We start from the raw sequence: 20,641 nt of genomic DNA, 5'->3' as shown, positions 1-20,641 counted from the left end.
GCCTTGGCTGGGATTAGCGGCCGCCGCCGGTCACCGGCAGCATTTTTTGGACGCGCTCATTCCTGACAGCCCCTCAGCGAAAAAACATCCCACGGCACCTTTGAAAACCCGTTGGCGCCATAGGCGGCCGACATCTGCAGCGACGGTCCGAGGTCAGGAAAGATTAGTTTCGCCGGAGCATCTACCCCTTCGGCCGGCAGCAGAGCGATGTTGCCTTTGTCGTCAGCGCTGTAGACGACCCCCTCCCACAGCGTGCAGGCGGCGAGTTCGTCGCCGGTGACGTCCCCTGTCGGGCATTTGTACATCAGCGAGCCATGCGGCCGCGCCACGCCTTGCGTCCACATGACGATGCCGTCGAGCACGACGCCGTTGTCGAGCACCATCTTGAAGGTGTTGGTGACAACAGCCGATTCCCCGGTCGGCCTGAAATCGATCTCGGCCGCACTTTCGGCATCGCCATAGACGGCGAGTTCCAGCGGGCAAGCGGCAAAGGCCGCCGATCCCGTCTGCGCAACGGCGGCCGCGCACAGCGTGAAAAACATTCCGGAATGCAAACGAGAGGAGCTCATTCGGTGGCGCAGATCCATTCTCCGGCCCACCTCGACCGGCCCTAGAGGTCGAGCACCAGCCTTTCCGGATCCTCCAGGCTTTCCTTGACCCGCACCAGGAAGGTCACGGCTTCCTTGCCGTCAACGATGCGGTGATCGTAGGAGAGCGCCAGATACATCATCGGCCGGATCACGATCTGACCGCCGATCACCACCGGCCGCTCCTGGATCTTGTGCATGCCCAGGATGCCCGACTGCGGCGCGTTGAGGATCGGCGTCGACATCAGCGACCCATAAACGCCGCCATTCGAGATGGTGAACGTGCCTCCCTGCATATCCGCCACGGAAAGCTTGCCGTCACGCGCAGCAATGCCCAACCGGCCGATCTCCTTCTCGATCTCGGCTATTCCCATCTGATCGGCATCGCGCACCACCGGCACGACGAGGCCTTTTTCGGTGCCGACGGCGACGCCGATATGGGCGTAGTTCTTGAAGATGATGTCGGTGCCGTCGATCTCGGCATTGACGGAAGGGATTTCCTTCAGCGCATGGGTGACGGCCTTGGTGAAGAAGCCCATGAAGCCCAGCTTCACGCCGTGCTTCTTCTCGAACACATCCTTGTATTTGGTCCTGAGCGCCATCACCGCGCTCATATCCACCTCGTTGAAGGTGGTCAGCATGGCGGCGGTCGACTGCGCTTCCTTGAGGCGGCGCGCGATGGTCTGCCGCAGCTTGGTCATGCGCACCCGCTCTTCGCGCGACGCGTCGTCGGCCGAGGACGGCGCACGGGCGGCGACCGGCGCAGGCGCCTTCGGCGTCTCGGTCGGTTGCGACGGAGCGCCCCTGGCGATCGCGTCGAGCACGTCGCCCTTGAGCACCTGGCCGCGCTTGCCGGAACCCGAGATCTGGTCGACCGCGAGATTGCTCTCGGCCAGCAGCTTCACCGCCGCTGGCGCCGGCGGCATCGCGCGCGCCTCGATCGGCCCGGCATCGCCGGCGATCTTGGCGGTCTCGGACGCGGCTTGCTTGACGGTGGATGCGGCGGTCGGCGCCGAGGCCTGCGATACCGCGTCCTGCTTCGGTTCGGACGTTGACGCCTTCGCGGGTTCGGGTGCTGCCGCCTTTGCCCCGTTGCCCGCCGAAATCATGCCGAGCAAAGCGCCGACTTCGACCGTTTCGCCCTCCTTGACGGCGATCTCGCTGAGCGTTCCTGCGGCCGCGGCCGGCACTTCGACCGTTACCTTGTCGGTTTCGAGCTCGACCAGCGGCTCATCGGTGGCGATCGCGTCGCCCACCTTCTTGAACCATTTGCCGATGGTCGCCTCGGTGACGGATTCGCCAAGAGTGGGGACGCGGATTTCGGTAGCCATTGTGCCTGTCCGTTTTTCTGTCGGTTCTGTTCTATTCGCCGAACTCTGTTCTATTCACCGAGCGCGTCTTCGAGCAAGGCGGCAAGCTGGGCGAGATGCTTCGACATCAACCCGGTCGCCGGCGACGCCGCGGCCGGCCGGCCGGTATAGCGCACCCGCTGGTGCTTGGCGTCGATATGCGCCAGCACCCATTCCAGATAGGGATCGATGAACGACCAGGCGCCCATATTCTTGGGCTCCTCCTGGCACCACACCATCTCGGCGTTGCGGAAGCGTGACAGTTCGGTGATCAGCGCCTTGGCCGGGAACGGATAGAGCTGTTCGACGCGCAGCAGATAGATGTCGTTGATGCCGCGCTTCTCGCGCTCTTCGTAGAGGTCGTAATAGACCTTGCCCGAGCAGAGCACGACGCGGCGGATCTTCGAATCCTTGGTGAGCTTGATCGCCTGGCCGGGGAGCTGCTGGGCATCGTCCCACAACAGCCGGTGGAACGCGCTTTCGCCCGACATCTCCGATAGAGTCGACACCGCCCGCTTGTGGCGCAGCAGCGACTTCGGCGTCATCAGGATCAGCGGCTTGCGAAAATCCCGCTTCAACTGCCGGCGCAGGATGTGGAAGTAGTTGGCCGGCGTCGTGCAGTAGGCCACCTGCATGTTGTCTTCGGCACAAAGCTGCAGGAAGCGCTCGAGCCTGGCCGACGAATGCTCCGGCCCCTGGCCTTCATAGCCATGCGGCAGCAGGCAGACGAGGCCCGACATTCTGAGCCACTTGCGCTCGCCCGACGAGATGAACTGGTCGAATACCACCTGGGCGCCGTTGGCGAAATCGCCGAACTGCGCTTCCCAAAGCGTCAGCGCCTTCGGCTCAGCCAGGCTGTAGCCGTATTCAAAGCCGAGCACGGCCTCTTCCGACAGCATCGAGTTGATGACCTCGAAGCCGGCCTGCGCCGCCGACAGATTGTTGAGCGGGATGTAGCGTGTCTCGTCGCGCTGATCGTAGAGCACGGAGTGACGTTGCGAGAACGTGCCGCGCTCCGAATCCTGGCCCGACAGCCGGACCGGATTGCCGTCGAGCAGGATGGCGCCGAAGGCCAGCGCCTCGGCCGTCGACCAGTCGATGCCTTCGCCGGACTCGATCGCCTGGCGGCGATTCTCGAGAAAGCGCAGGATCGTCTTGTGCGCCTCGAATTCCTTCGGCACCTCGGTCAGCTTCTTGCCGATTTCCTTCAGCGTCTTGACCGGCACGGCGGTCTTGCCGCGCCGCTGTTCGTCCTGGTTGTCGGCTGTGCGCAGGCCCGACCAGGCGCCATCCAGCCAGTCGGCCTTGTTGGGCTTGTAATGCTGGCCAACCTCGAATTCCTGCTCGAGATGTGCGCGCCAGTCGGCCTTCAGCTTGTCGAATTCGGCCTGACTGATATGGCCTTCGGCGATCAGCCGGTCGGCATAGATCTGCACCGTCGTCTTATGGTTGCGAATGTTGCGATACATGATCGGCTGGGTGAAGGCCGGCTCGTCGCCCTCATTGTGGCCGAAGCGGCGGTAGCAGAACATGTCGACCACGACAGGCTTGTGGAACCTCATGCGGAATTCGATCGCCACCTTGGTGGCATGGACCACGGCTTCCGGATCGTCGCCATTGACGTGGAAGATCGGCGCCTCGATCATCTTGGCGACATCCGACGGATAGGGCGACGAGCGCGAGAAGCGCGGGTTGGTGGTGAAGCCGATCTGGTTGTTGATGATAAAGTGCAGCGTGCCGGCGACGCGGTGGCCGCGCAAGCCGGACAAGCCGAGGATTTCGGCAATCACGCCCTGGCCGGCAAAGGCCGCGTCGCCGTGCAGGAGCAGCGGCAGCACCTTGGCGCGCTCTTCCAGCGGCACGATCTCCTCGCGGCTGCGGCCGAACAGGGAGTCTTGCTTGGCCCGCGCCTTGCCCATCACCACCGGATCGACGATTTCCAGATGCGAGGGATTGGCGGTCAGCGACAGGTGCACCTTGTTGCCGTCGAACTCGCGGTCCGACGAAGCACCGAGATGGTACTTCACGTCGCCCGAGCCCTCGACCTCGTCGGGAGCGGCCGAGCCGCCCTTGAACTCGTGGAAGATGGCGCGATGCGGCTTGGCCATCACCTGGGAGAGCACGTTCAGCCGGCCGCGATGCGCCATGCCGAGCACGATCTCCTTCATGCCGAGCTGGCCGCCGCGCTTGACGATCTGCTCGAGCGCCGGGATCAGCGCCTCGGCGCCGTCGAGGCCGAAGCGTTTGGTGCCCTTGTACTTGACGTCGATGAACTGCTCGAAGCCTTCGGCCTCGACCAGCTTCTGCAGGATCGCCTTCTTGCCGGCGGCGGTGAAGGAGATCTCCTTGTCGGTGCCCTCGATGCGCGCCTGGATCCAGGCCTTCTCCTCGGGATCGGAAATATGCATGAACTCGACGCCGAGCGTCGAGCAATAGGTGCGGGTCAGGATGTCCAGCATCTGGCGGATGGTGCCGAATTCGAGCCCGAGAACATTGTCGAGGAAGATCGGGCGGTCGTAGTCGGCGGCGGTGAAGCCGTAATTTTCCGGCGACAGCTCGTTGTAATCCTCAAGCTTGGCGATGCCGAGCGGGTCGAGATTGGCGTGCAAATGGCCACGCATGCGATAGGCGCGGATCATCATGATGGCGCGCACGGAATCGCGCGTCGCCTGATGGACGTCGGCGTCGGAAAGGACGACGCCGTTCATCACCGCCTTGTTCTGGACCTTCTTCTCGATGTGCTTCTCGACGATGCCCCAATCGCCGTCGAGCGCCGACACCAGTTCGCCATTGGCCTGCAGCGGCCACGAGGGCTTGGCCCATGAGGCGCCCTTGGCATTCTTGCGGACATCGCCGGCGTCGTCCTTCAGCGCCGCGAAGAAATCCTGCCATTCGGGGTCGACCGAAGCGGGATCGTCCTCATAAGTGGCGTAGAGCGCGTCGATATAATCGGCATTGCCGCCATAGAGGAAAGAGGTAAGCGAAAACTGGTCGTTGGCCTGATCTTGTCTTGCCATTTTTTCCGCGGAGCCTGGCTCCGTCTCCTTTTCAAAGTCAATAGTGAGTGGTGAATAGTGAGTAGTCAGCAGGAAGCTTGAAACTTCTCTCGCTGGCGCCGCTGCTCATCCATTCTTGCCATTCACTATTCACCACTCACTATTCACTACTCACTAACCCTTAATCGCTTCGACCAGCGTCGTGCCGAGCCGCGCCGGCGACGGCGAAACCTTTATTCCGGCCGACTCCATCGCCGCGATCTTGTCTTCGGCGCCGCCCTTGCCGCCGGAGATGACCGCGCCTGCATGACCCATGGTGCGGCCGGCCGGGGCCGTACGCCCGGCGATGAAACCGGCCATCGGCTTCTTGCGGCCACGCCTGGCTTCGTCCTTGAGGAACTGCGCGGCGTCTTCTTCGGCCGAGCCGCCGATCTCGCCGATCATGATGATCGACTGGGTCTCGTCGTCGGCGAGGAACATCTCCAGCACGTCGATGAACTCCGTGCCTTTGACGGGATCGCCACCGATGCCGACGGCGGTGGTCTGGCCGAGGCCGACATTGGTGGTCTGGAACACTGCCTCATAGGTAAGCGTTCCCGAGCGGGAAACAACGCCGACCGAGCCCTTGCGGAAGATGTTGCCGGGCATGATGCCGATCTTGCATTCGTTGGGGGTCAGGACGCCGGGGCAGTTGGGGCCGATCAGCCGCGATGTCGAGCGGTCGAGCCGCGCCTTGACCTTGATCATGTCGATCACCGGGATGCCCTCGGTGATGCAGATGATCAGCGGGATCTCGGCTTCGATCGCTTCCAGGATCGCCTCGGCGGCGCCCGCCGGCGGCACATAGACGACAGACGCATTGGCGCCGGTCTTCGCCTTGCCTTCAGCGACGGTGGAAAAGATCGGCAGGCTCTCGCCCTTGGCGCCGGTCCACGTTTCGCCGCCTTTCTTGGGATGGATGCCGCCGACCATTTTTGTCCCGTGATAGGCCAGCGCCTGTTCGGTATGGAACGTGCCGGTCTTGCCGGTCAGGCCCTGCACGAGCACCTTGGTGTTCTTGTCGACGAGAATGGACATTTTTTGCGACCTGATCAGTGAGTGCGGAAGGGGTTGATGGCGACCACGGCGCCGTAAGCCTGCCCGTAGTTGAGTTTTTGGGTGTAAAGTGCATTGACGCCGAGGCGCGCGGCGGCGGCGATGGTTGCGCCATACTCCGCGCGCTTGGAATCGTGTCCGATGGCGGCAAAGACGAGCATGTTCGTATCGAGGCAGCATTCAGCGGTCATGGAGAGCTGCCCGGTTCCAATTCTTGCCGCCAATGTCGCCTGCAGCCTCGTAGGCAAGCCTAAGCAGGGCTAGCCGAGCCCCGTCGTTTGCACGGCGCTTCGCGGCCACTGTCGCGAAAAACTCCTGCACCAAGGCGTCGACGGTCGTTCCCTGTTCGCCGGCCGTCAGCTTGACCTGCTCCAGAACCTCGTCTTCGATCGCCAGAGTGATTTTCTTCATTTCTCTTCCTCGCACAAGCTCCCTAAAGCCGCTTGAGATCGGCGACGGTGAGGTCGCTCTTGGCGTTGCCGGTGTTGAGCGTCGTCGCCGGCTCGAACATCAGCACCACCGGCTCCTCGCTGAGCGAGCGCGGCCGGTGCTCGACGGACCGCGGCACGACGATGAACTCGCCGCTGCCAAGCTCCACCGTGCCGTCGCGGAAATCGATGGCGATGCGGCCGCGCAGCACCAGGAAGGCTTCGTCCTCATTGTCATGCGCATGCCAGTCGAAGACATCGCCGAACTTGGCGATCTTGACCTGGGCATCGTTGACGTCGCCGGCGATATGCGGATCGAAGACCTTTTTGATCTTCTGATCCGCCGCCTCGACGAGGTTTATCTTGTGCGGAGGCACCAGATCAGCCCTTCACCGCCGCCACGATCTTCTTGGCGGCATCATCGAGATCGTCGGCCGAGACGACGTTGAGCCCGCTGTCGTTGATGATCTTCTTGCCGAGCTCGGCATTGGTGCCTTCCAGCCGCACCACCAGCGGCACCTGCAGGCCGACTTCCTTGACGGCCGCGATAACGCCCTCGGCGATGATGTCGCACTTCATGATGCCGCCGAAAATGTTGATCAGGATGCCTTTGACCGCCGGATCCTTGGTGATGATCTTGAACGCCGCCGTCACCTTCTCCTTCGACGCACCGCCGCCGACATCGAGGAAGTTGGCCGGCTCGGCGCCGTAGAGCTTGATGATATCCATCGTCGCCATGGCGAGGCCGGCACCATTGACCATGCAGCCGATATTGCCGTCGAGCGCGACATAGGCGAGGTCATATTTCGACGCCTCGATCTCCTTCTCGTCCTCTTCGGTGATGTCGCGCAGCTCCATCACGTCGGGATGGCGGAACAGCGCGTTGTTGTCGAACGACACTTTTGCGTCGAGCACGCGCAGCCGGCCATTCTTCATGACGATCAGCGGGTTGACCTCGAGCAGGCTCATGTCCTTCTCGACGAAGGCCTTGTAGAGGATCGGGAACAGCATCTCGCCGTCCTTGGCGGCCTCGCCGTCGAGCTTCAGCGCGCCGTTGAGTTCTTTCAAATCATCCGCCGTTATGCCTTTTTCCGGGTCGATGGCAACGGTGATGATCTTTTCCGGCGTGTCGTGGGCGACCGCCTCGATGTCCATGCCGCCCTCGGTCGAAACGACGAAAGCGATGCGGCCGACGGAGCGGTCGACCAGCAGCGACAGATAGAGCTCGCGCTCGATGTCGGCGCCATCCTCGATGTAGAGGCGGTTGACCTGCTTGCCCGCCGGGCCGGTCTGCTTGGTGACCAGAGTGTGGCCAAGCATTTCCTTGGCATTGGCGACGACCTCGGCCACCGATTTCGCCAGCCGCACGCCGCCCTTGGCGTCGGGGCCGAGCTCCCTGAACTTGCCCTTGCCGCGGCCGCCGGCATGGATCTGGCTTTTTACCACATAGAGCGGGCCGGGCAGCGCCTTGGCGGCAGCTTCCGCCTCGCTTGCATCGAACACCGGCACGCCTTCGGCCACCGGTGCGCCAAAGCCCTTCAGCAGCGCCTTGCCCTGATATTCATGGATGTTCATGCGCGTTGTCTCCAGATCACTTTACTGGCGGATCACTTGCTGCGAGATTACTTGGCGGCGAGTTGCGGAGCGATCTTGACGCAGGCCTCGCACAGGCCCTGCACCGCCGCCACCGAATTGTCGAACATCTTCTGCTCGGCCTTGCCGAGCTCGATCTCGATGACGCGCTCGACGCCGCCGGCACCGATCACCACCGGCACGCCGACATAGGTGTTCTTGACACCATACTGGCCGGAGAGATGTGCAGCACAGGGCAGCACGCGCTTCTTGTCCTTGAGATAGGCTTCGGCCATGGCGATCGCCGAGGCGGCCGGTGCGTAGAAGGCCGAGCCGGTCTTAAGCAGGCCGACGATCTCGGCGCCGCCGTCGCGGGTGCGCTGCACGATCTGGTCGAGCTTTTCCTTCGAGGTCCAGCCCATCTTGATGAGGTCGGGCAGCGGGATGCCGGCGACCGTCGAATAGCGGATCATCGGCACCATGGAATCGCCATGGCCGCCGAGCACGAAGGCGGTGACATCCTCGACCGACACCTTGAATTCCTCCGCCAGGAAATAGCGGAAGCGCGAACTGTCGAGCACGCCGGCCATGCCGACGACATGGCTCTTCGGCAGTCCGGAGAACTTCTGCAGCGCCCAGACCATGGCGTCGAGCGGGTTGGTGATGCAGATGACGAAGGCTTTCGGCGCGTATTTCTTGAGACCCGCGCCAACCTGTTCCATGACCTTCAGATTGATGCCGAGAAGGTCGTCGCGGCTCATTCCGGGCTTGCGCGGCACGCCGGCGGTGACGATGCAGACGTCTGCGCCCTCGATGCCGGCATAATCGTTGACGCCGGTCAGCCTGGAATCGAACCCATCGACCGGCGACGACTGCGCGATATCCAGCCCTTTGCCTTGCGGAATGCCCTCGGCGATATCGAACAGCACAACGTCGCCGAGATCCTTGAGGCCGATCATGTGGGCGAGCGTGCCGCCGATCATGCCCGAGCCGATGAGCGCTATCTTGTTGCGTGCCATGTCAGGATGTTTTCCCTTTAGACTGTGACGGCGTCCAAATCCCTTAACGAAATTGGATGACGGCGTCGAGGAAGGAGACCGGAATGCTGCGGGAAGCCGCGAAGATCGCCGCACCCAATAGCCCCGACGCATAAAATATTCAAACGATTATTTTGGAGCGAGATTTTTCAATCGGTTAGATGGGTTGGGATTTACGTAAACGTCAAAAGAATTGAGCCGACTTGGGAAAGTTACGCAATGAAGATGGAAATAAGAAGGCTGTTTCCCGGCGATGACGCCCTTGTGATGCGGGTCGCCGAAGATGTGTTCGATGAACCAATCAGGCTGGATCGGCTCGCCGCCTATCTCGCCTCATCAGGTCATTTCAGGATCGTGGCATTGGCCGATGGCATAGTCGTCGGCCAATGCGCGGCCGTCATCCACCGCCACCCCGACAAGGTCAGCGAACTCTACATCGACGAAGTCGGCGTGGCGCCGGCCTTCCAGCGCCAGGGCATAGCGACGAAGATGCTCGACGCCATGTTTGAGCTCGGCCGGGAGCATGACTGCGAGGAGGCTTGGGTCGGCACCGAGCCGGACAATGTGGCGGCCCAGGCGCTTTATGAGTCGCGCAAGGAGCCGCACGGGCCGGCGGAGGCGTTCGTGATGTATGTGTATCGACTATAGGCGCAAGCGGGACAGCGCCCCTCTGTCCTGCCGGACATCTCCCCCACATGGGGGGAGATCGGCAGCTTCGGCGCTCGGCTCACTTCTTCCACGCAGGAGATTGGCGAAGGCAGGGAGGACGGCCAATCTCCCCACCTGTTGGGGAGATGCCAAGTTTTGGCAAAGAGGGCAGGACAGAGGGGGTGTGACGGAACGCTACGAAACGAGGTCAGGCCTGCGCCTGCCTCGCCTCCACAGGCACCACCCGCGCCTTCTGCCTCCCCACCCAGCCTTCCAGCCATTCGTGGCTCTGCATCTCGATCAGCCGCGACGCGGTGCGCTCGAACTCGAAGACCTCGTTGCCGCGCTTGGCCGTATAAAGCTGCGCTGGCGGTGCGGCGGCGCTCACCACCAGCCGCACATGATGGTCGTAGAGCGTGTCGATCAGCAGGATGAAGCGCTTCGCCTCGTTGCGCATGCCTTCTCCAAGCACCGGCACATGATCGATAAAGACCGTCGAGAAGCGGCCGGCAATCGCCAGGAAATCGCGGGCACCGAGCGGGTTTTCGCAGAGATCGGCAAAGGAAAACCGCGCTGCGTCGCCGGTGGCGCGCGGCACGACGACCTGCCGGCCCTTTACCGTCAGGGCCGCTGCCTGCGTCGGCCTGCCATGCGTCATCACGTTCCAGGCCTCGTCGAGGACAGCATCGGCGGCGGCATCGGCAGGGGTGACATAGACCGGCAGGCGGCTGAGCTTGTCCAGCCGATAGTCCTTGTCGGCATCGAGGGCAATCACCTGCGCATGCCGCTCCAGGATGCCGATGAAGGGCAGGAAAAGCTTGCGATTCAAGCCGTCGCCGTAGAGATCCTGCGGCGCGACATTGGACGTGGCGACCAGCACGACGCCATTGGCAAACAGCGCCGAGAACAGCCGCGACAGGATCATCGCATCGGCGATGTCGGTGACGGAAAACTCGTCGAAGCACAGCACCCAGGCTTCCTCGGCCAACGCACGGGCCACCGGCGCGATCGGGTCGTCTTCCCTGACAGTGCCCTCCTTACGCGCCTGCCGGTGCTTCTGGATGCGGTCTTGCACATCGGCCATGAAGTCGTTGAAATGCACACGGCGCTTGCGCCGGACCGGCAGCAACTCGAAGAACATGTCCATCAGCATGGTCTTGCCGCGGCCGACGCCACCATGGATATAGATGCCCTTGACGGCCTCGCGCGTCTCGCGCTTGCGAGCGAACAGCCAGCCCAGCGCGCTCGATTTGTGCGCCAGCCGTTTTGCCGAAATCTCGTCGATCAGCCGGTCGAGTGCCGCGACGATCCGCTCCTGCGCCCGATCGCGGTCGATCAGGCCTGACACAACCAGATGGTCGTAGCGCTGCCGGACGGTCGCATGGGTCTGAAGGCCGTCACGCAGATGCATCGGTCACGTCGTTCCGGAGCAATTCCAAGAAAAGTGTGTAGCGGTTTTCTGTCCGGAATTGCGTAAAAACAAAAGAGAGCAGTTCCGGGAAAAGCGTGTAGCGGTTTTCGGCCGGGAATCGCGTAAAAACAATAAGGGCGAGCGGGTCAGCCTCTTGTAAGCGAGATCGGCAGGCCGTTGGAAGTCTGGCCGTCGAATTTCTCTCCTCCCGAGGAATAGAGCCGTGCGAGCGTGCCGCCATTCTCGTCGTACAGCGTCAACTGCTTGCCGGCGACGTTCCAGGATTTGATGCCGTCGATCGGCGCCGGGCAATGCAGCGGTCCAGCCCGATAGCCGGCGCCGAATTTGGTCTGTGGCGTCGCCACCTGGCAGCTCTGGCCGGACACGCTAGCCTTCCAAACACCGGCGACGCTGCTTGCGGTAAGATCCGGGGCTCCGGCCGGAGCCGTTCCGTCCGGCGGCAGCGAGGCGACCTGGGTGCCTTGCGGCGCCGTCGGAAATTTCGACGGGTCGGCCGTGCCGGGCGACGCCGGCGGCGGCAGCTGGTTTGCGGTCACATTGCCGGAGGGCGCGGCTTGCAGCGGCGCCGGCTGCTGGTCCATCGACGAGAACCGTGACGTTGAACAGCCGCTCGCAAAGAGCGCGGCCAGCGATACGGCCAGCAGACCGGTTTTCGAAAAATCCATTTCAAACCTCCGTCGGGTCCGGCCGGGCTGCCGTCCGCACAATATCCCCTTTACCAAGACGGAGAAGGTGGCAAAATTTCAACCCAATATGGTTAAAATAGCATTTGCGGCGGCACCTGTTGCAACTTTGCCACAAATGCGTGCCGCCTGAAAGCCTGCCATAGCGGTCTGACCCGAGACTGCGCAGCGGTTTGCCTGGACAGGCCTGCCTCTGTGGGCCCGGCCGCCAAATGCTTGCGCCAGCCCGCTTCGGTCCTATCTCTGATGAAACCGAAGCTTGCCGGAGACGAAACCTTGGCTGCGAGAAAAAGGGCGGTCAACCGCTACTATCGCGGGCCGCCCAGCGATCATTTCGACGGCACCTTGTTCTTCAATCCCGACGGCAAGCCGCCTGCCCGCTTTTCCGATCTTTTGAAGTGGCAGCTGGGCGGCGAACGCTCGAAATGGCCGACGGCGGATCCAAGTCCGTTTCATCAGACGACACCGGCCAAGCGGATCGACGGCTCCGGGCTGAGGCTGACCATGGTCGGCCACTCTTCGCTGCTCATCCAGACAGCCGGCCTGAATATCCTTACCGACCCGGTCTGGTCGCAGCGCGCCTCGCCGCTCGCCTTTGCCGGGCCGAAACGGGTCAATTCGCCGGGCATCGCCTTCTCCAACCTGCCACCGATCGACCTCGTGTTGGTCAGCCACAACCACTACGATCATCTCGACCTCGCCACGCTGAAGCGGCTGAAGACAAGGCACGACCCGCTGGTGCTGACGCCGCTCGGCAACGACGCCATCATCGACGCCGGCGTTCCCGGCATGCGGCTTTCCGTGCATGACTGGGGCGAACGGGTCGAGATCGGCAACGACGTCGCCGTCCATGTCGAGCCGGTGCACCACTGGTCGGCACGCGGCACCCGAGACCGGCGCATGGCGCTGTGGGCGGGTTTTGTGGTCGAGACGCCGGGCGGAAAGGTCTATTTCGCCGGCGACACCGGTTTCCACGATGGCATCAATTATCGGCTGATGGCCGGAAGGCACGGCGGCTTCCGCCTCGCCATCCTGCCGATCGGCGCCTACGAGCCGCGCTGGTTCATGGCGCCACACCACCAGAACCCGGAGGAGGCGGTGCAAGGCATGCTGTTGTGCAACGCCGCCTATGCCGCCGGCTGCCATTGGGGCACGTTCCGGCTCACCAACGAGCCGATCGACGAGCCGGCAAGAAGGCTTGGCGAGGCCCTCAGCGATCAAGGTGTCCCGCAAGAACGCTTTCGCGCCCTGCGTCCCGGCGAGGTCTGGGACGTGCCGGCGCTCTAGGCAGGCGACCGGCCCCAGGGGAACCGAGGGGGAACCCGGGACGTCGTAACCGCGTTGGTAGTCGTCCACAACCGTCGGCTGCGAGGGATTTTCCCATGATCAAATGGATTGTGATTCTTCTGATTATCGCAGCCGCGGCCAGCCTGCTCGGCATGCCGGCATTGGCCGGAGCCGCCGCCACCGGCGCCCGCATTCTCATCGGCATCGTGCTGATCATCTTCCTGCTGGTCATGCTTGGCGTCTTCGCTGTGGCGTAATGCATGTCGCGCAAAAGTGCGTAGCGGTTTTGCGACAATGACATGCATAAAAACAAGACCTTAAAGCGCGTCGCATGAGTCTGTTCAAACGCGACGCGCTTTTAGCCGCATCGGCGCGAAAATCGGAATCGATTTTCAGAAAGCACGATGCGCAGGTTTAAAAATGTCAGAGCGTACTTTGTGCGTCCTAGTCGACCGCACGTCGCGCTGGCGTCTCGCACTGGTAATTCCGGCCGCTATCCGCCATATAGGCGCCAAACCGGCATGAGACCTTTCGATCCATGGCAAGCACTGCCCCCTTCGCCAAGATGAACGGCATCGGCAACGAAATCATCGTTGCCGACATGCGCGGTCGCGCCGATCGGGTGGCGCCGGCTGCCGCCCTTGCGCTCAATGCCGATGCCCCGACGAAATTCGATCAGATCATGGCGATCCACGACGCCAGAACGCCGGGCACCGCCTTTTTCATCGACATCTTGAATTCCAACGGGACCGGCGCGCAGGCCTGCGGCAACGGCATGCGCTGCGTGGTGCAGGCGCTAGCCGCCGAAACCGGCCAGAAGACATTCGCCTTCGAGACCGTCGCCGGCATCCTCAATGCCGAACAACATGCCGACGGGCTGATCTCGGTCGACATGGGCAAGCCGCGTTTTGGCTGGCAGGATATTCCGCTCACCGAGGAATTCCGCGATACCCGCATGATCGAGCTGCAGATCGGCCCGATCGACGCGCCGGTGCTGCACTCTCCCTCGGTCGTGTCGATGGGCAATCCGCACGCCATCTTCTGGGTCGACCGCGACGTCTGGTCCTATGAGCTCGACCGCTTCGGCCCGCTGCTCGAAAACCACCCGATCTTCCCCGAGCGCGCAAACATCACCATCGCACGGGTGACCTCGCCCGAGACGATGGTCATCCGCACCTGGGAGCGCGGCGCCGGCCTGACCAAGGCCTGCGGCACGGCGGCCTGTGCCGCCGTCGTCGCTGCGGCGCGCACGAGGCGGACCGGACGCAGTGTCTCTCTGGTGACGCCCGGCGGCGGCTCCTTGCATGTCGAGTGGCGCGGCGACGACCACGTCGTCCTCACCGGTGTCGCCGAATGGGAATTTTCCGGCAGCTTCGATCCGTCGACCGGCGTGTGGGCCCGCGACACCGAAAGCGCCGCCTGATGGCCGCTCTCGCCAAGCAGGGTCCAGGTCTTTCGAGGGGCCCCACTCTTCCCAAGGGTGTTGACGTAGTCACCTTCGGCTGCCGGCTGAACACCTATGAATCCGAGGTGATGCGGCGAGAGGCGGAAAGTGCTGGCCTTGGCGCGCTGGAAGGCGGCGCCATCATCTTCAACACCTGCGCCGTCACCGGCGAGGCGGTGCGCCAGGCAAAACAGTCGATCCGCAAGGCCCGCCGCGAGAACCCGCAGGCCCGCATCATCGTCACCGGCTGCGCCGCGCAGACCGAGCCGCAGAATTTCGTCGCCATGGACGAGGTCGATCTCGTCCTCGGCAATGAGGAGAAGCTGCAGGCGCATTCCTATCGCGCGCTGCCGGATTTCGGCGTCAACGACACCGAGAAGGCTCGCGTCAACGATATCTTTTCGGTGCGCGAGACGGCCGGCCACATGGTCGACGCCATCGAAGGCCGGGCGCGGGCCTTCGTCCAGGTGCAGAACGGCTGCGACCACCGCTGCACCTTCTGCATCATCCCCTATGGCCGCGGCAATTCGCGCTCGGTGCCGATGGGCGCCGTGGTCGAGCAGGTCAAGCGGCTGAGCGGCAACGGCTATGCCGAGATCGTGCTGACCGGCGTCGACATGACCAGTTTCGGCGCCGACCTGCCTGGCAGCCCGAAACTCGGCAAATTGGTCAAGACAATCCTGAAGCAGGTGCCTGACGTGAAACGCCTGCGCCTCTCTTCGATCGATTCGATCGAGGCTGACGACGATCTGCTCGACGCCATCGCCACCGAGCCCCGGCTGATGCCGCATCTGCATCTTTCGCTGCAGGCCGGTGACGACATGATCCTGAAGCGGATGAAGCGCCGGCACAACCGCGATCAGTCGATCCGCTTTTGCGAGGATTTGCGCAAATTGCGTCCCGGCATCGTCTTCGGCGCCGACATCATCGCCGGCTTCCCGACCGAGACGGACGCCATGTTCGAAAAATCACTGGAGATCGTCGAGGAATGCGGCCTGACGCATCTGCACGTCTTCCCCTTCTCGCCGCGCCAAGGCACCCCCGCCGCGCGCATGCCTCAGCTTCGCCGCGAACTGGTCAAGCAGCGTGCGGCACGGCTGCGCGCCGCCGGCGACGCCGCTTATCGCAGCCACCTTTCCTCGCTCGCCGGAACACGCCAGTCGATCCTGGTCGAGCGCGACGGGCTCGGCCGCACCGAAGGGTTTACGCTTGCCGCGATCTCCGAGGGTGCGCCGGGCGAAATCGTTGAGGCTGCTATCGCCGGCGATGACGGTGTCAGACTGATCGCGGCGCCGCTTGCCGCCCGCGCCGCCTGAGACGCAAGAACATGGCAGGCTTTTTCAAGAAGGTATTTTCGTTCGGCAAGAAGGAAGTAGTCGAGGAGCGGATCGACGAGACCGCACCGCTGCCGCCGATCAAATGGGATGCGCTGGAGGCGCTGAAACCGGCCGCCGAGCAAGCCGCTCCGGAATTTTTGAAACGTGAAGAGCCTCGCCCCGAGGCAGAAGCTGCGCCTCCGCCACAGCCGGCGCCAGAGGAGATTCCGGCTGCTCCGGTGATTCCCGAGCCAGCTCCGGAGCCGGAGGAAGTTCCTGAACCAGAGCCGACGCAGCCAGGGATCGTCCAGCCTGAGCGTCCATCATCAGAGGCTGGCGCTGCCCCTCATCCGCCTGCCGGCACCTTCTCCCCGTATAATGACGGGGAGAAGGGGGCTGATCGGCACGCCGAGCCTGCTATTGAAAGCGGCAAAGAAGAAGCTCCGACGCTGACGCCCCCCTCTCCCCGTCCTTCACGGGGAGAGGGTAAGGGTGGGGGGCAGCGCGGACCTGTGCAAGATACCGCACCGCCAGCCGAGGCCCCCTCAACTGCGCCTGAGCCTGAGGCGCCGGCGGCCGAAATCCCGCCGCCCATTCGCCAGCCTGCACCGGTCGAGGCGAAGCCGGTCCTTGCCGAGATTGCACCCGAGCCGGAGGCAGTTCCGCAACCACCGCCGGAGCCAAAGCCCGCTCCCGGCAAGGTCACCGTCACCAGGAAAGTCGAGCAGAGAGCCGAGCCGCAGAAGGCGCCGGAACCGGCACCGAAACGCTCGTGGTTCCAGCGCATGAGGGAGGGGCTCGCCCGCTCTTCCCGGGAGCTGTCCGGCAACATCGCCGGCGTCTTCACCAAGCGCAGGCTCGACGAGGACACGCTGCAGGATCTGGAGGACGTGCTGATCCGCGCCGATCTCGGCATGGAGACGGCTTTGCGCATCACCGATTCGCTGGCTGCCAGCCGCTATGGCAAGGACGTCTCCGAGACGGAAGTGCGCGCCATCATGGCGGCCGAGGTGGAGAAGGCGCTGACCCATGTCGCCTTGCCGCTGGAGCTCGACCTCAGCCACAAACCACATGTCATCCTTGTCGTCGGCGTCAACGGCACCGGCAAGACCACGACGATCGGCAAGCTGGCGGCAAAGCTGACCGACGGCGGCCTGTCGGTGATGCTCGCCGCCGGTGACACGTTCCGTGCCGCCGCGATCGAGCAATTGAAGATCTGGGGCGAGCGTACCAAGTCGCCGGTCATCGCCTCGAAGCTCGGCGCCGATGCAGCCGGTCTTGCCTACGACGCCTTCGAACAGGCCAGGCAAGCCGGCTCCGATGTGCTGATCATCGACACCGCCGGGCGGCTGCAGAACAAGACCGAGCTGATGGCGGAACTGGAAAAGATCGTCCGGGTGCTGGGCAAGCTCGATCCGGAAGCACCGCACACCGTGCTGCAGACGGTCGACGCCACCACCGGCCAGAACGCGCTCAACCAGGTCGAGATCTTCCGCAACGTCGCCGGCGTCAACGGTCTGGTGATGACCAAGCTGGACGGCACCGCACGCGGCGGTATTCTGGTGGCGATTGCGGCAAAGCACAAATTGCCGGTTTATTTCATCGGCGTCGGCGAACAGGTCGACGACCTCGAACCATTCTCCGCAAGCGAGTTCGCCAGGGCGATCGCTGGAGTGGCATAACAAGCATGATCCCAAGAAGTCGCAGACTTTTGCACAGGATCATGCGCAAGAAGGAAAGCCTATGAACCCGCGCATCCTCGAACGCGACCCATCCGACCCGCAGAAGCAGAAGAAGGAAGGCGTCAATCCGCTGCTCAAGATGGTGCTGGAGCTCGGACCGTTGATGGTGTTCTTCTTCGCCAACGCCCGCGGCGCATGGCTGTCGCAGAAATTTCCGGCGCTGGCCGAATTCGGCGGGCCGATCTTCGTCGCCACCGGCCTGTTCATGGCCGCGACCGCGATCGCGCTGGCCGCGTCCTGGCTGCTCACCCGCACCTTGCCGATCATGCCGATGGTGTCTGGCGTCGTCGTCTTCGTCTTCGGCGCGCTGACGCTCTACCTGCAGGACGACATCTTCATCAAGATGAAGCCGACCATCGTCAACATGCTGTTTGGCGGCGTGCTGCTCGGCGGCCTGTTTTTCGGCAAGTCGCTGCTCGGCTACGTCTTCGATTCGGCCTTCAGCCTCGATGCCGAGGGCTGGAAGAAACTCACCTTCCGCTGGGGCCTGTTTTTCCTGTTTCTGGCCCTTGTCAACGAAGTGGTCTGGCGGAATTTTTCGACCGACGCCTGGGTTGCCTTCAAGGTCTGGGGCATCATGCCGATCACCCTGCTTTTCACCTTCAGCCAGATGCCGCTGATCATGCGCCATTCGCTTGAAGGCAAGACCGGAACGGAAGGGAAGCCCGGCAAGTAACAGTTAGAGACTGTTTCGAAATTCGCTCTGGCGAGTCATATGGTGGTGGTTTCGAGAACCGGCGCGCAGCGGACATTAGAGCGCCGCGCGTCAAATTGGACGCGCAAAGGACGCTCTAACACTCTGCATTTGCGCATGATCCTTCCCGGAAACCGAAATCGGTTTCCGGGGTCATGCGCTGGTCCGTGAGCACCGGAAGCGCAGAAAACGCCATCAGATGGCCGCCAGAGTAGAGTTTCCAAACAGTCTCGCAAGGAGAGGGCATGGAATTCGTCACCACCCGCGAAGAGCTGAGAACGATCTACAAGACGCCTCGGCCGACCGACGGCTCGATCCGCAAGGAATTGAAGGCGCTGGATGGCCACAGCCGTTCCTTCATCGGCAAGAGCCCGTTCGTGCTGATCGGCTCCTCCGACGGCGCCGGCAATGCCGATGTGACGCCGAAGGGCGACAGGCCGGGCTTTGCCGCCGTGCTCGACGAGAAGACCATCGCCATCCCCGACCGGCCCGGCAACAACCGGCTCGACACGCTGGAGAACATTCTTCTCAACCCTTCGGTCGGCCTGCTCTTCCTAATCCCGGGCATGAACGAGACGCTGCGCGTCAATGGGGACGCCCGCATCACCATCGATGCGGCTTTGCGCGAGCGGCTCGCCGTCGACTGCAAGCAGCCGCAAAGCGTCGTCCTGGTGACGGTCAAGGCCGCCTACATGCATTGCGCCAAGGCTTTCATGCGCTCCGATCTGTGGAAGCCGGAAACCTGGTACGACCGCGCGACGCTGCCGACGCTCGGCCAGATCCTGCGCGACCAGCTGGCGCTCGCCGATTCGGCCGAGGCGACCGACCGCTGGCTGGACGAAGAATACAAACACACCATGTGGTAATCTGCTCGGTCGCGATCCGCCCGAGAAGGCATAGCAAAGGCCTCGCTTGGATATTGCTTTGGCGGGCCGCTCAAAATGTCTTTGCGCCGTTGACCATCAGCCGGACCATATAGAGCGAGGTCGTGCCGGCGATGTAGAGGCAGTTCAGCTTGTTGCCGCCGAACACGCAATTGGCGACGACTTCCGGCACCTTGATCTTGCCGATCAGCGTCCCGTCCGGATCGTAGCAATGGATGCCGTCGGCAGCACTGGTCCAGATCCGCCCCTGGTCGTCGAGCCTGAAGCCATCGAACAGGCCGGCCGTGCAATCGGCGAAGACCTTTCCGCCGGAGACCTTCTTGCCGGCCTCGTCGACATCGAACACCCGCATATGCGCCGGATTCTGCGCGCCATGCGTGCGGCCGGTATCGACGACATAGAGCTTGCTCTCGTCGAGCGAGAAGGCAAGCCCGTTGGGCCTGACCATGTCGGTGATCACCGCTTCGATCTCACCGGTGCCGGGGTCGGCCCGGTAGACATGGCAGGCGCCGATCTCGCTCTCGGCCTTGTTGCCCTCATAATCCGTATCGATGCCGTAGGTCGGGTCGGTGAACCAGATCGAACCATCGGACTTGACCACCGCATCGTTGGGCGAGTTCAGCCGCTTGCCGCGCCAATTGTCGGCAATGGTGGTGATCGAGCCGTCATGCTCGGTGCGGCTGACGCGGCGGCCCGAATGCTCGCAAGTGACCAGCCGGCCTTGCCGGTCGACGGTGTTGCCGTTGGAATTGCCCGACGGCTGCCGGAACACGCTGACGCTGCCGTCGGTCTCGTCGTAACGCAGCATGCGGTTGTTGGGAATGTCGGACCAGACCACATAACGGCCGGCCGCGAACCAGGCCGGCCCTTCCGCCCACCGGCATCCGGTGAACAGCTTGTCCACCTGCGCGTTGCCGTTGAACAGCCGCGCAAAGCGTGGATCGAGAATTTCGTAGTGTTCGGCGGCCATGGTTTCCTCCCGGTCATGCAATCGTTGGTGCCGGCGCGATCAAGCCAGCCGGCGATCGATATGGCAAGACCGTTAATATCGGTCTCACCGCATCTTGAGGCATCCGGGCAGGCAACGCCGCGCTTGCTCAGATGACCAGGCCCAATGACGGGGTTCATGCGCCGCTAACCGGCTATGCGCTCAGTGCAATGGTGCATTGCAACATCTTCTTTTTGCGGCGCATCATAACTATGTTATGCTGCATATCGATCAGGGAGGAACAACCTGCCGCAACAATGCGGCGCAGAAGGAACCTCGCTATGATTTTCGACAGCATCATGAGCCGTGCTCGCACCAGCATCGCCAAGCGCCGGCAATACAACCGCCTCATCGCCGAAATCGACTCGTTTTCCAGCCGCGATCTGGCCGACATGCGCGCCGACCGCAGCGAAATGCTCTACCAGGTCCACAAGCAGATCTACGGCTGAATCTTCGGTC

General features: G+C 63.0%; 21 protein-coding genes. 9 read left to right on the top strand and 12 right to left on the bottom strand.

What is annotated here, in order from left to right; genetic code table 11:
* Positions 1 to 56 precede the first annotated feature (56 nt).
* The 9 genes from NMG80_RS04440 to mdh all read right to left on the bottom strand — a co-directional run bounded on the left by NMG80_RS04440 (position 57) and on the right by mdh (position 9,046).
* Positions 57 to 542, bottom strand: coding sequence for a hypothetical protein (locus NMG80_RS04440; protein ID WP_254017012.1), 486 nt, complete (start codon positions 540 to 542; stop codon positions 57 to 59).
* A gap of 68 nt (positions 543 to 610) precedes the next feature.
* Positions 611 to 1,918 (bottom strand): 2-oxoglutarate dehydrogenase complex dihydrolipoyllysine-residue succinyltransferase, encoded by a 1,308-nt coding sequence (odhB, locus tag NMG80_RS04435; protein ID WP_254017011.1) that lies wholly within the window; start codon positions 1,916 to 1,918, stop codon positions 611 to 613.
* Positions 1,919 to 1,968: 50 nt separating this feature from the next.
* On the bottom strand, positions 1,969 to 4,953 hold the full coding sequence (locus NMG80_RS04430) for a 2-oxoglutarate dehydrogenase E1 component (RefSeq protein WP_254017010.1): 2,985 nt from the start codon (positions 4,951 to 4,953) through the stop codon (positions 1,969 to 1,971).
* 153 nt (positions 4,954 to 5,106) lie between these two features.
* On the bottom strand, positions 5,107 to 6,009 hold the full coding sequence (sucD, locus tag NMG80_RS04425) for a succinate--CoA ligase subunit alpha (RefSeq protein ID WP_254017009.1): 903 nt from the start codon (positions 6,007 to 6,009) through the stop codon (positions 5,107 to 5,109).
* Positions 6,010 to 6,023: 14 nt separating this feature from the next.
* Positions 6,024 to 6,218 (bottom strand): PIN domain-containing protein, encoded by a 195-nt coding sequence (locus tag NMG80_RS04420; RefSeq protein ID WP_254017008.1) that lies wholly within the window; start codon positions 6,216 to 6,218, stop codon positions 6,024 to 6,026.
* On the bottom strand, positions 6,208 to 6,438 hold the full coding sequence (locus tag NMG80_RS04415; RefSeq protein ID WP_254017007.1) for a DUF6364 family protein: 231 nt from the start codon (positions 6,436 to 6,438) through the stop codon (positions 6,208 to 6,210). The genes NMG80_RS04420 and NMG80_RS04415 overlap by 11 nt, the downstream gene beginning before the upstream one ends.
* A 22-nt stretch (positions 6,439 to 6,460) precedes the next feature.
* A complete protein-coding gene (locus NMG80_RS04410; protein WP_254017006.1) occupies positions 6,461 to 6,832 on the bottom strand; it encodes a cupin domain-containing protein in 372 nt (123 codons plus the stop codon).
* Between the two features lie 4 nt (positions 6,833 to 6,836).
* On the bottom strand, positions 6,837 to 8,030 hold the full coding sequence (gene sucC, locus NMG80_RS04405) for an ADP-forming succinate--CoA ligase subunit beta (protein ID WP_254017005.1): 1,194 nt from the start codon (positions 8,028 to 8,030) through the stop codon (positions 6,837 to 6,839).
* Positions 8,031 to 8,077: 47 nt separating this feature from the next.
* Positions 8,078 to 9,046 (bottom strand): malate dehydrogenase, encoded by a 969-nt coding sequence (gene mdh / locus NMG80_RS04400; RefSeq protein WP_027153710.1) that lies wholly within the window; start codon positions 9,044 to 9,046, stop codon positions 8,078 to 8,080.
* A 237-nt stretch (positions 9,047 to 9,283) separates the two neighbouring features.
* Between mdh and NMG80_RS04395 the strand changes: the two genes are divergently transcribed.
* On the top strand, positions 9,284 to 9,712 hold the full coding sequence (locus NMG80_RS04395; RefSeq protein ID WP_254017004.1) for a GNAT family N-acetyltransferase: 429 nt from the start codon (positions 9,284 to 9,286) through the stop codon (positions 9,710 to 9,712).
* A gap of 208 nt (positions 9,713 to 9,920) precedes the next feature.
* Here the strand turns inward: NMG80_RS04395 and zapE are convergent, their stop codons facing one another.
* Together zapE and NMG80_RS04385 are read right to left on the bottom strand one after the other, a co-directional pair.
* On the bottom strand, positions 9,921 to 11,123 hold the full coding sequence (zapE, locus tag NMG80_RS04390) for a cell division protein ZapE (protein ID WP_254017003.1): 1,203 nt from the start codon (positions 11,121 to 11,123) through the stop codon (positions 9,921 to 9,923).
* 146 nt (positions 11,124 to 11,269) lie between these two features.
* Positions 11,270 to 11,809, bottom strand: coding sequence for an AprI/Inh family metalloprotease inhibitor (locus NMG80_RS04385; RefSeq protein WP_254017002.1), 540 nt, complete (start codon positions 11,807 to 11,809; stop codon positions 11,270 to 11,272).
* Positions 11,810 to 12,073: 264 nt separating this feature from the next.
* Here NMG80_RS04385 and NMG80_RS04380 point away from each other — a divergent pair, with 264 nt between their 5' ends.
* From NMG80_RS04380 to NMG80_RS04350, 7 genes are all read left to right on the top strand, one after another.
* Positions 12,074 to 13,114: an MBL fold metallo-hydrolase gene (locus tag NMG80_RS04380; RefSeq protein ID WP_436798542.1), complete on the top strand. Its 1,041-nt coding sequence runs from the start codon at positions 12,074 to 12,076 to the stop codon at positions 13,112 to 13,114.
* Between the two features lie 95 nt (positions 13,115 to 13,209).
* Positions 13,210 to 13,371 carry a DUF1328 family protein gene (locus tag NMG80_RS04375; RefSeq protein ID WP_128175373.1) on the top strand — a complete coding sequence of 54 codons (162 nt, stop codon included), beginning with the start codon at positions 13,210 to 13,212 and terminating at the stop codon, positions 13,369 to 13,371.
* A gap of 281 nt (positions 13,372 to 13,652) precedes the next feature.
* The gene (dapF, locus tag NMG80_RS04370) at positions 13,653 to 14,537 is read left to right on the top strand and encodes a diaminopimelate epimerase (RefSeq protein WP_254017000.1); all 885 of its coding nucleotides are present in this window, start codon (positions 13,653 to 13,655) and stop codon (positions 14,535 to 14,537) included.
* On the top strand, positions 14,537 to 15,874 hold the full coding sequence (gene mtaB / locus NMG80_RS04365) for a tRNA (N(6)-L-threonylcarbamoyladenosine(37)-C(2))-methylthiotransferase MtaB (protein ID WP_254016999.1): 1,338 nt from the start codon (positions 14,537 to 14,539) through the stop codon (positions 15,872 to 15,874). Before dapF ends, mtaB begins: the two co-directional genes overlap by 1 nt.
* 11 nt (positions 15,875 to 15,885) lie before the next feature.
* On the top strand, positions 15,886 to 17,556 hold the full coding sequence (gene ftsY, locus NMG80_RS04360) for a signal recognition particle-docking protein FtsY (protein WP_254016998.1): 1,671 nt from the start codon (positions 15,886 to 15,888) through the stop codon (positions 17,554 to 17,556).
* Positions 17,557 to 17,617: 61 nt separating this feature from the next.
* Positions 17,618 to 18,292, top strand: a complete 675-nt coding sequence (locus tag NMG80_RS04355; protein WP_254016997.1) for a septation protein A — start codon at positions 17,618 to 17,620, stop codon at positions 18,290 to 18,292.
* Positions 18,293 to 18,555: 263 nt separating this feature from the next.
* Positions 18,556 to 19,176, top strand: a complete 621-nt coding sequence (locus NMG80_RS04350; RefSeq protein ID WP_254016996.1) for a pyridoxamine 5'-phosphate oxidase family protein — start codon at positions 18,556 to 18,558, stop codon at positions 19,174 to 19,176.
* 70 nt (positions 19,177 to 19,246) lie between these two features.
* Here NMG80_RS04350 and NMG80_RS04345 read toward each other — a convergent pair whose 3' ends face one another.
* Entirely contained in the window at positions 19,247 to 20,164 is a 918-nt protein-coding gene (locus tag NMG80_RS04345; RefSeq protein ID WP_254016995.1) for an SMP-30/gluconolactonase/LRE family protein, read from the bottom strand.
* 299 nt (positions 20,165 to 20,463) lie between these two features.
* Between NMG80_RS04345 and NMG80_RS04340 the strand changes: the two genes are divergently transcribed.
* Positions 20,464 to 20,631, top strand: a complete 168-nt coding sequence (locus NMG80_RS04340) for a hypothetical protein (RefSeq protein ID WP_254016994.1) — start codon at positions 20,464 to 20,466, stop codon at positions 20,629 to 20,631.
* The last annotated feature ends 10 nt before the right edge of the window (positions 20,632 to 20,641 follow it).

Source organism: Mesorhizobium escarrei (genome assembly GCF_935825525.1).
Lineage (GTDB): Bacteria > Pseudomonadota > Alphaproteobacteria > Rhizobiales > Rhizobiaceae > Mesorhizobium > Mesorhizobium escarrei.
The sequence above is the reverse complement of the archived record's forward strand: the minus strand, read 5'-3'. Positions and strand labels throughout refer to the sequence as shown.

What these genes read in the sequence shown, in the direction of transcription:
- NMG80_RS04440 (WP_254017012.1), bottom strand. Translation starts at nt 542, where the DNA reads ATGTTTTTCACGCTGTGCGCGGCCGCCGTTGCGCAGACGGGATCGGCG.
- odhB (WP_254017011.1), bottom strand. Translation starts at nt 1,918, where the DNA reads ATGGCTACCGAAATCCGCGTCCCCACTCTTGGCGAATCCGTCACCGAG.
- NMG80_RS04430 (WP_254017010.1), bottom strand. Translation starts at nt 4,953, where the DNA reads ATGGCAAGACAAGATCAGGCCAACGACCAGTTTTCGCTTACCTCTTTC.
- sucD (WP_254017009.1), bottom strand. Translation starts at nt 6,009, where the DNA reads ATGTCCATTCTCGTCGACAAGAACACCAAGGTGCTCGTGCAGGGCCTG.
- NMG80_RS04420 (WP_254017008.1), bottom strand. Translation starts at nt 6,218, where the DNA reads ATGACCGCTGAATGCTGCCTCGATACGAACATGCTCGTCTTTGCCGCC.
- NMG80_RS04415 (WP_254017007.1), bottom strand. Translation starts at nt 6,438, where the DNA reads ATGAAGAAAATCACTCTGGCGATCGAAGACGAGGTTCTGGAGCAGGTC.
- sucC (WP_254017005.1), bottom strand. Translation starts at nt 8,030, where the DNA reads ATGAACATCCATGAATATCAGGGCAAGGCGCTGCTGAAGGGCTTTGGC.
- mdh (WP_027153710.1), bottom strand. Translation starts at nt 9,046, where the DNA reads ATGGCACGCAACAAGATAGCGCTCATCGGCTCGGGCATGATCGGCGGC.
- NMG80_RS04395 (WP_254017004.1), top strand. Translation starts at nt 9,284, where the DNA reads ATGAAGATGGAAATAAGAAGGCTGTTTCCCGGCGATGACGCCCTTGTG.
- zapE (WP_254017003.1), bottom strand. Translation starts at nt 11,123, where the DNA reads ATGCATCTGCGTGACGGCCTTCAGACCCATGCGACCGTCCGGCAGCGC.
- NMG80_RS04385 (WP_254017002.1), bottom strand. Translation starts at nt 11,809, where the DNA reads ATGGATTTTTCGAAAACCGGTCTGCTGGCCGTATCGCTGGCCGCGCTC.
- NMG80_RS04380 (WP_436798542.1), top strand. Translation starts at nt 12,074, where the DNA reads ATGAAACCGAAGCTTGCCGGAGACGAAACCTTGGCTGCGAGAAAAAGG.
- NMG80_RS04375 (WP_128175373.1), top strand. Translation starts at nt 13,210, where the DNA reads ATGATCAAATGGATTGTGATTCTTCTGATTATCGCAGCCGCGGCCAGC.
- dapF (WP_254017000.1), top strand. Translation starts at nt 13,653, where the DNA reads ATGGCAAGCACTGCCCCCTTCGCCAAGATGAACGGCATCGGCAACGAA.
- mtaB (WP_254016999.1), top strand. Translation starts at nt 14,537, where the DNA reads ATGGCCGCTCTCGCCAAGCAGGGTCCAGGTCTTTCGAGGGGCCCCACT.
- ftsY (WP_254016998.1), top strand. Translation starts at nt 15,886, where the DNA reads ATGGCAGGCTTTTTCAAGAAGGTATTTTCGTTCGGCAAGAAGGAAGTA.
- NMG80_RS04355 (WP_254016997.1), top strand. Translation starts at nt 17,618, where the DNA reads ATGAACCCGCGCATCCTCGAACGCGACCCATCCGACCCGCAGAAGCAG.
- NMG80_RS04350 (WP_254016996.1), top strand. Translation starts at nt 18,556, where the DNA reads ATGGAATTCGTCACCACCCGCGAAGAGCTGAGAACGATCTACAAGACG.
- NMG80_RS04345 (WP_254016995.1), bottom strand. Translation starts at nt 20,164, where the DNA reads ATGGCCGCCGAACACTACGAAATTCTCGATCCACGCTTTGCGCGGCTG.
- NMG80_RS04340 (WP_254016994.1), top strand. Translation starts at nt 20,464, where the DNA reads ATGATTTTCGACAGCATCATGAGCCGTGCTCGCACCAGCATCGCCAAG.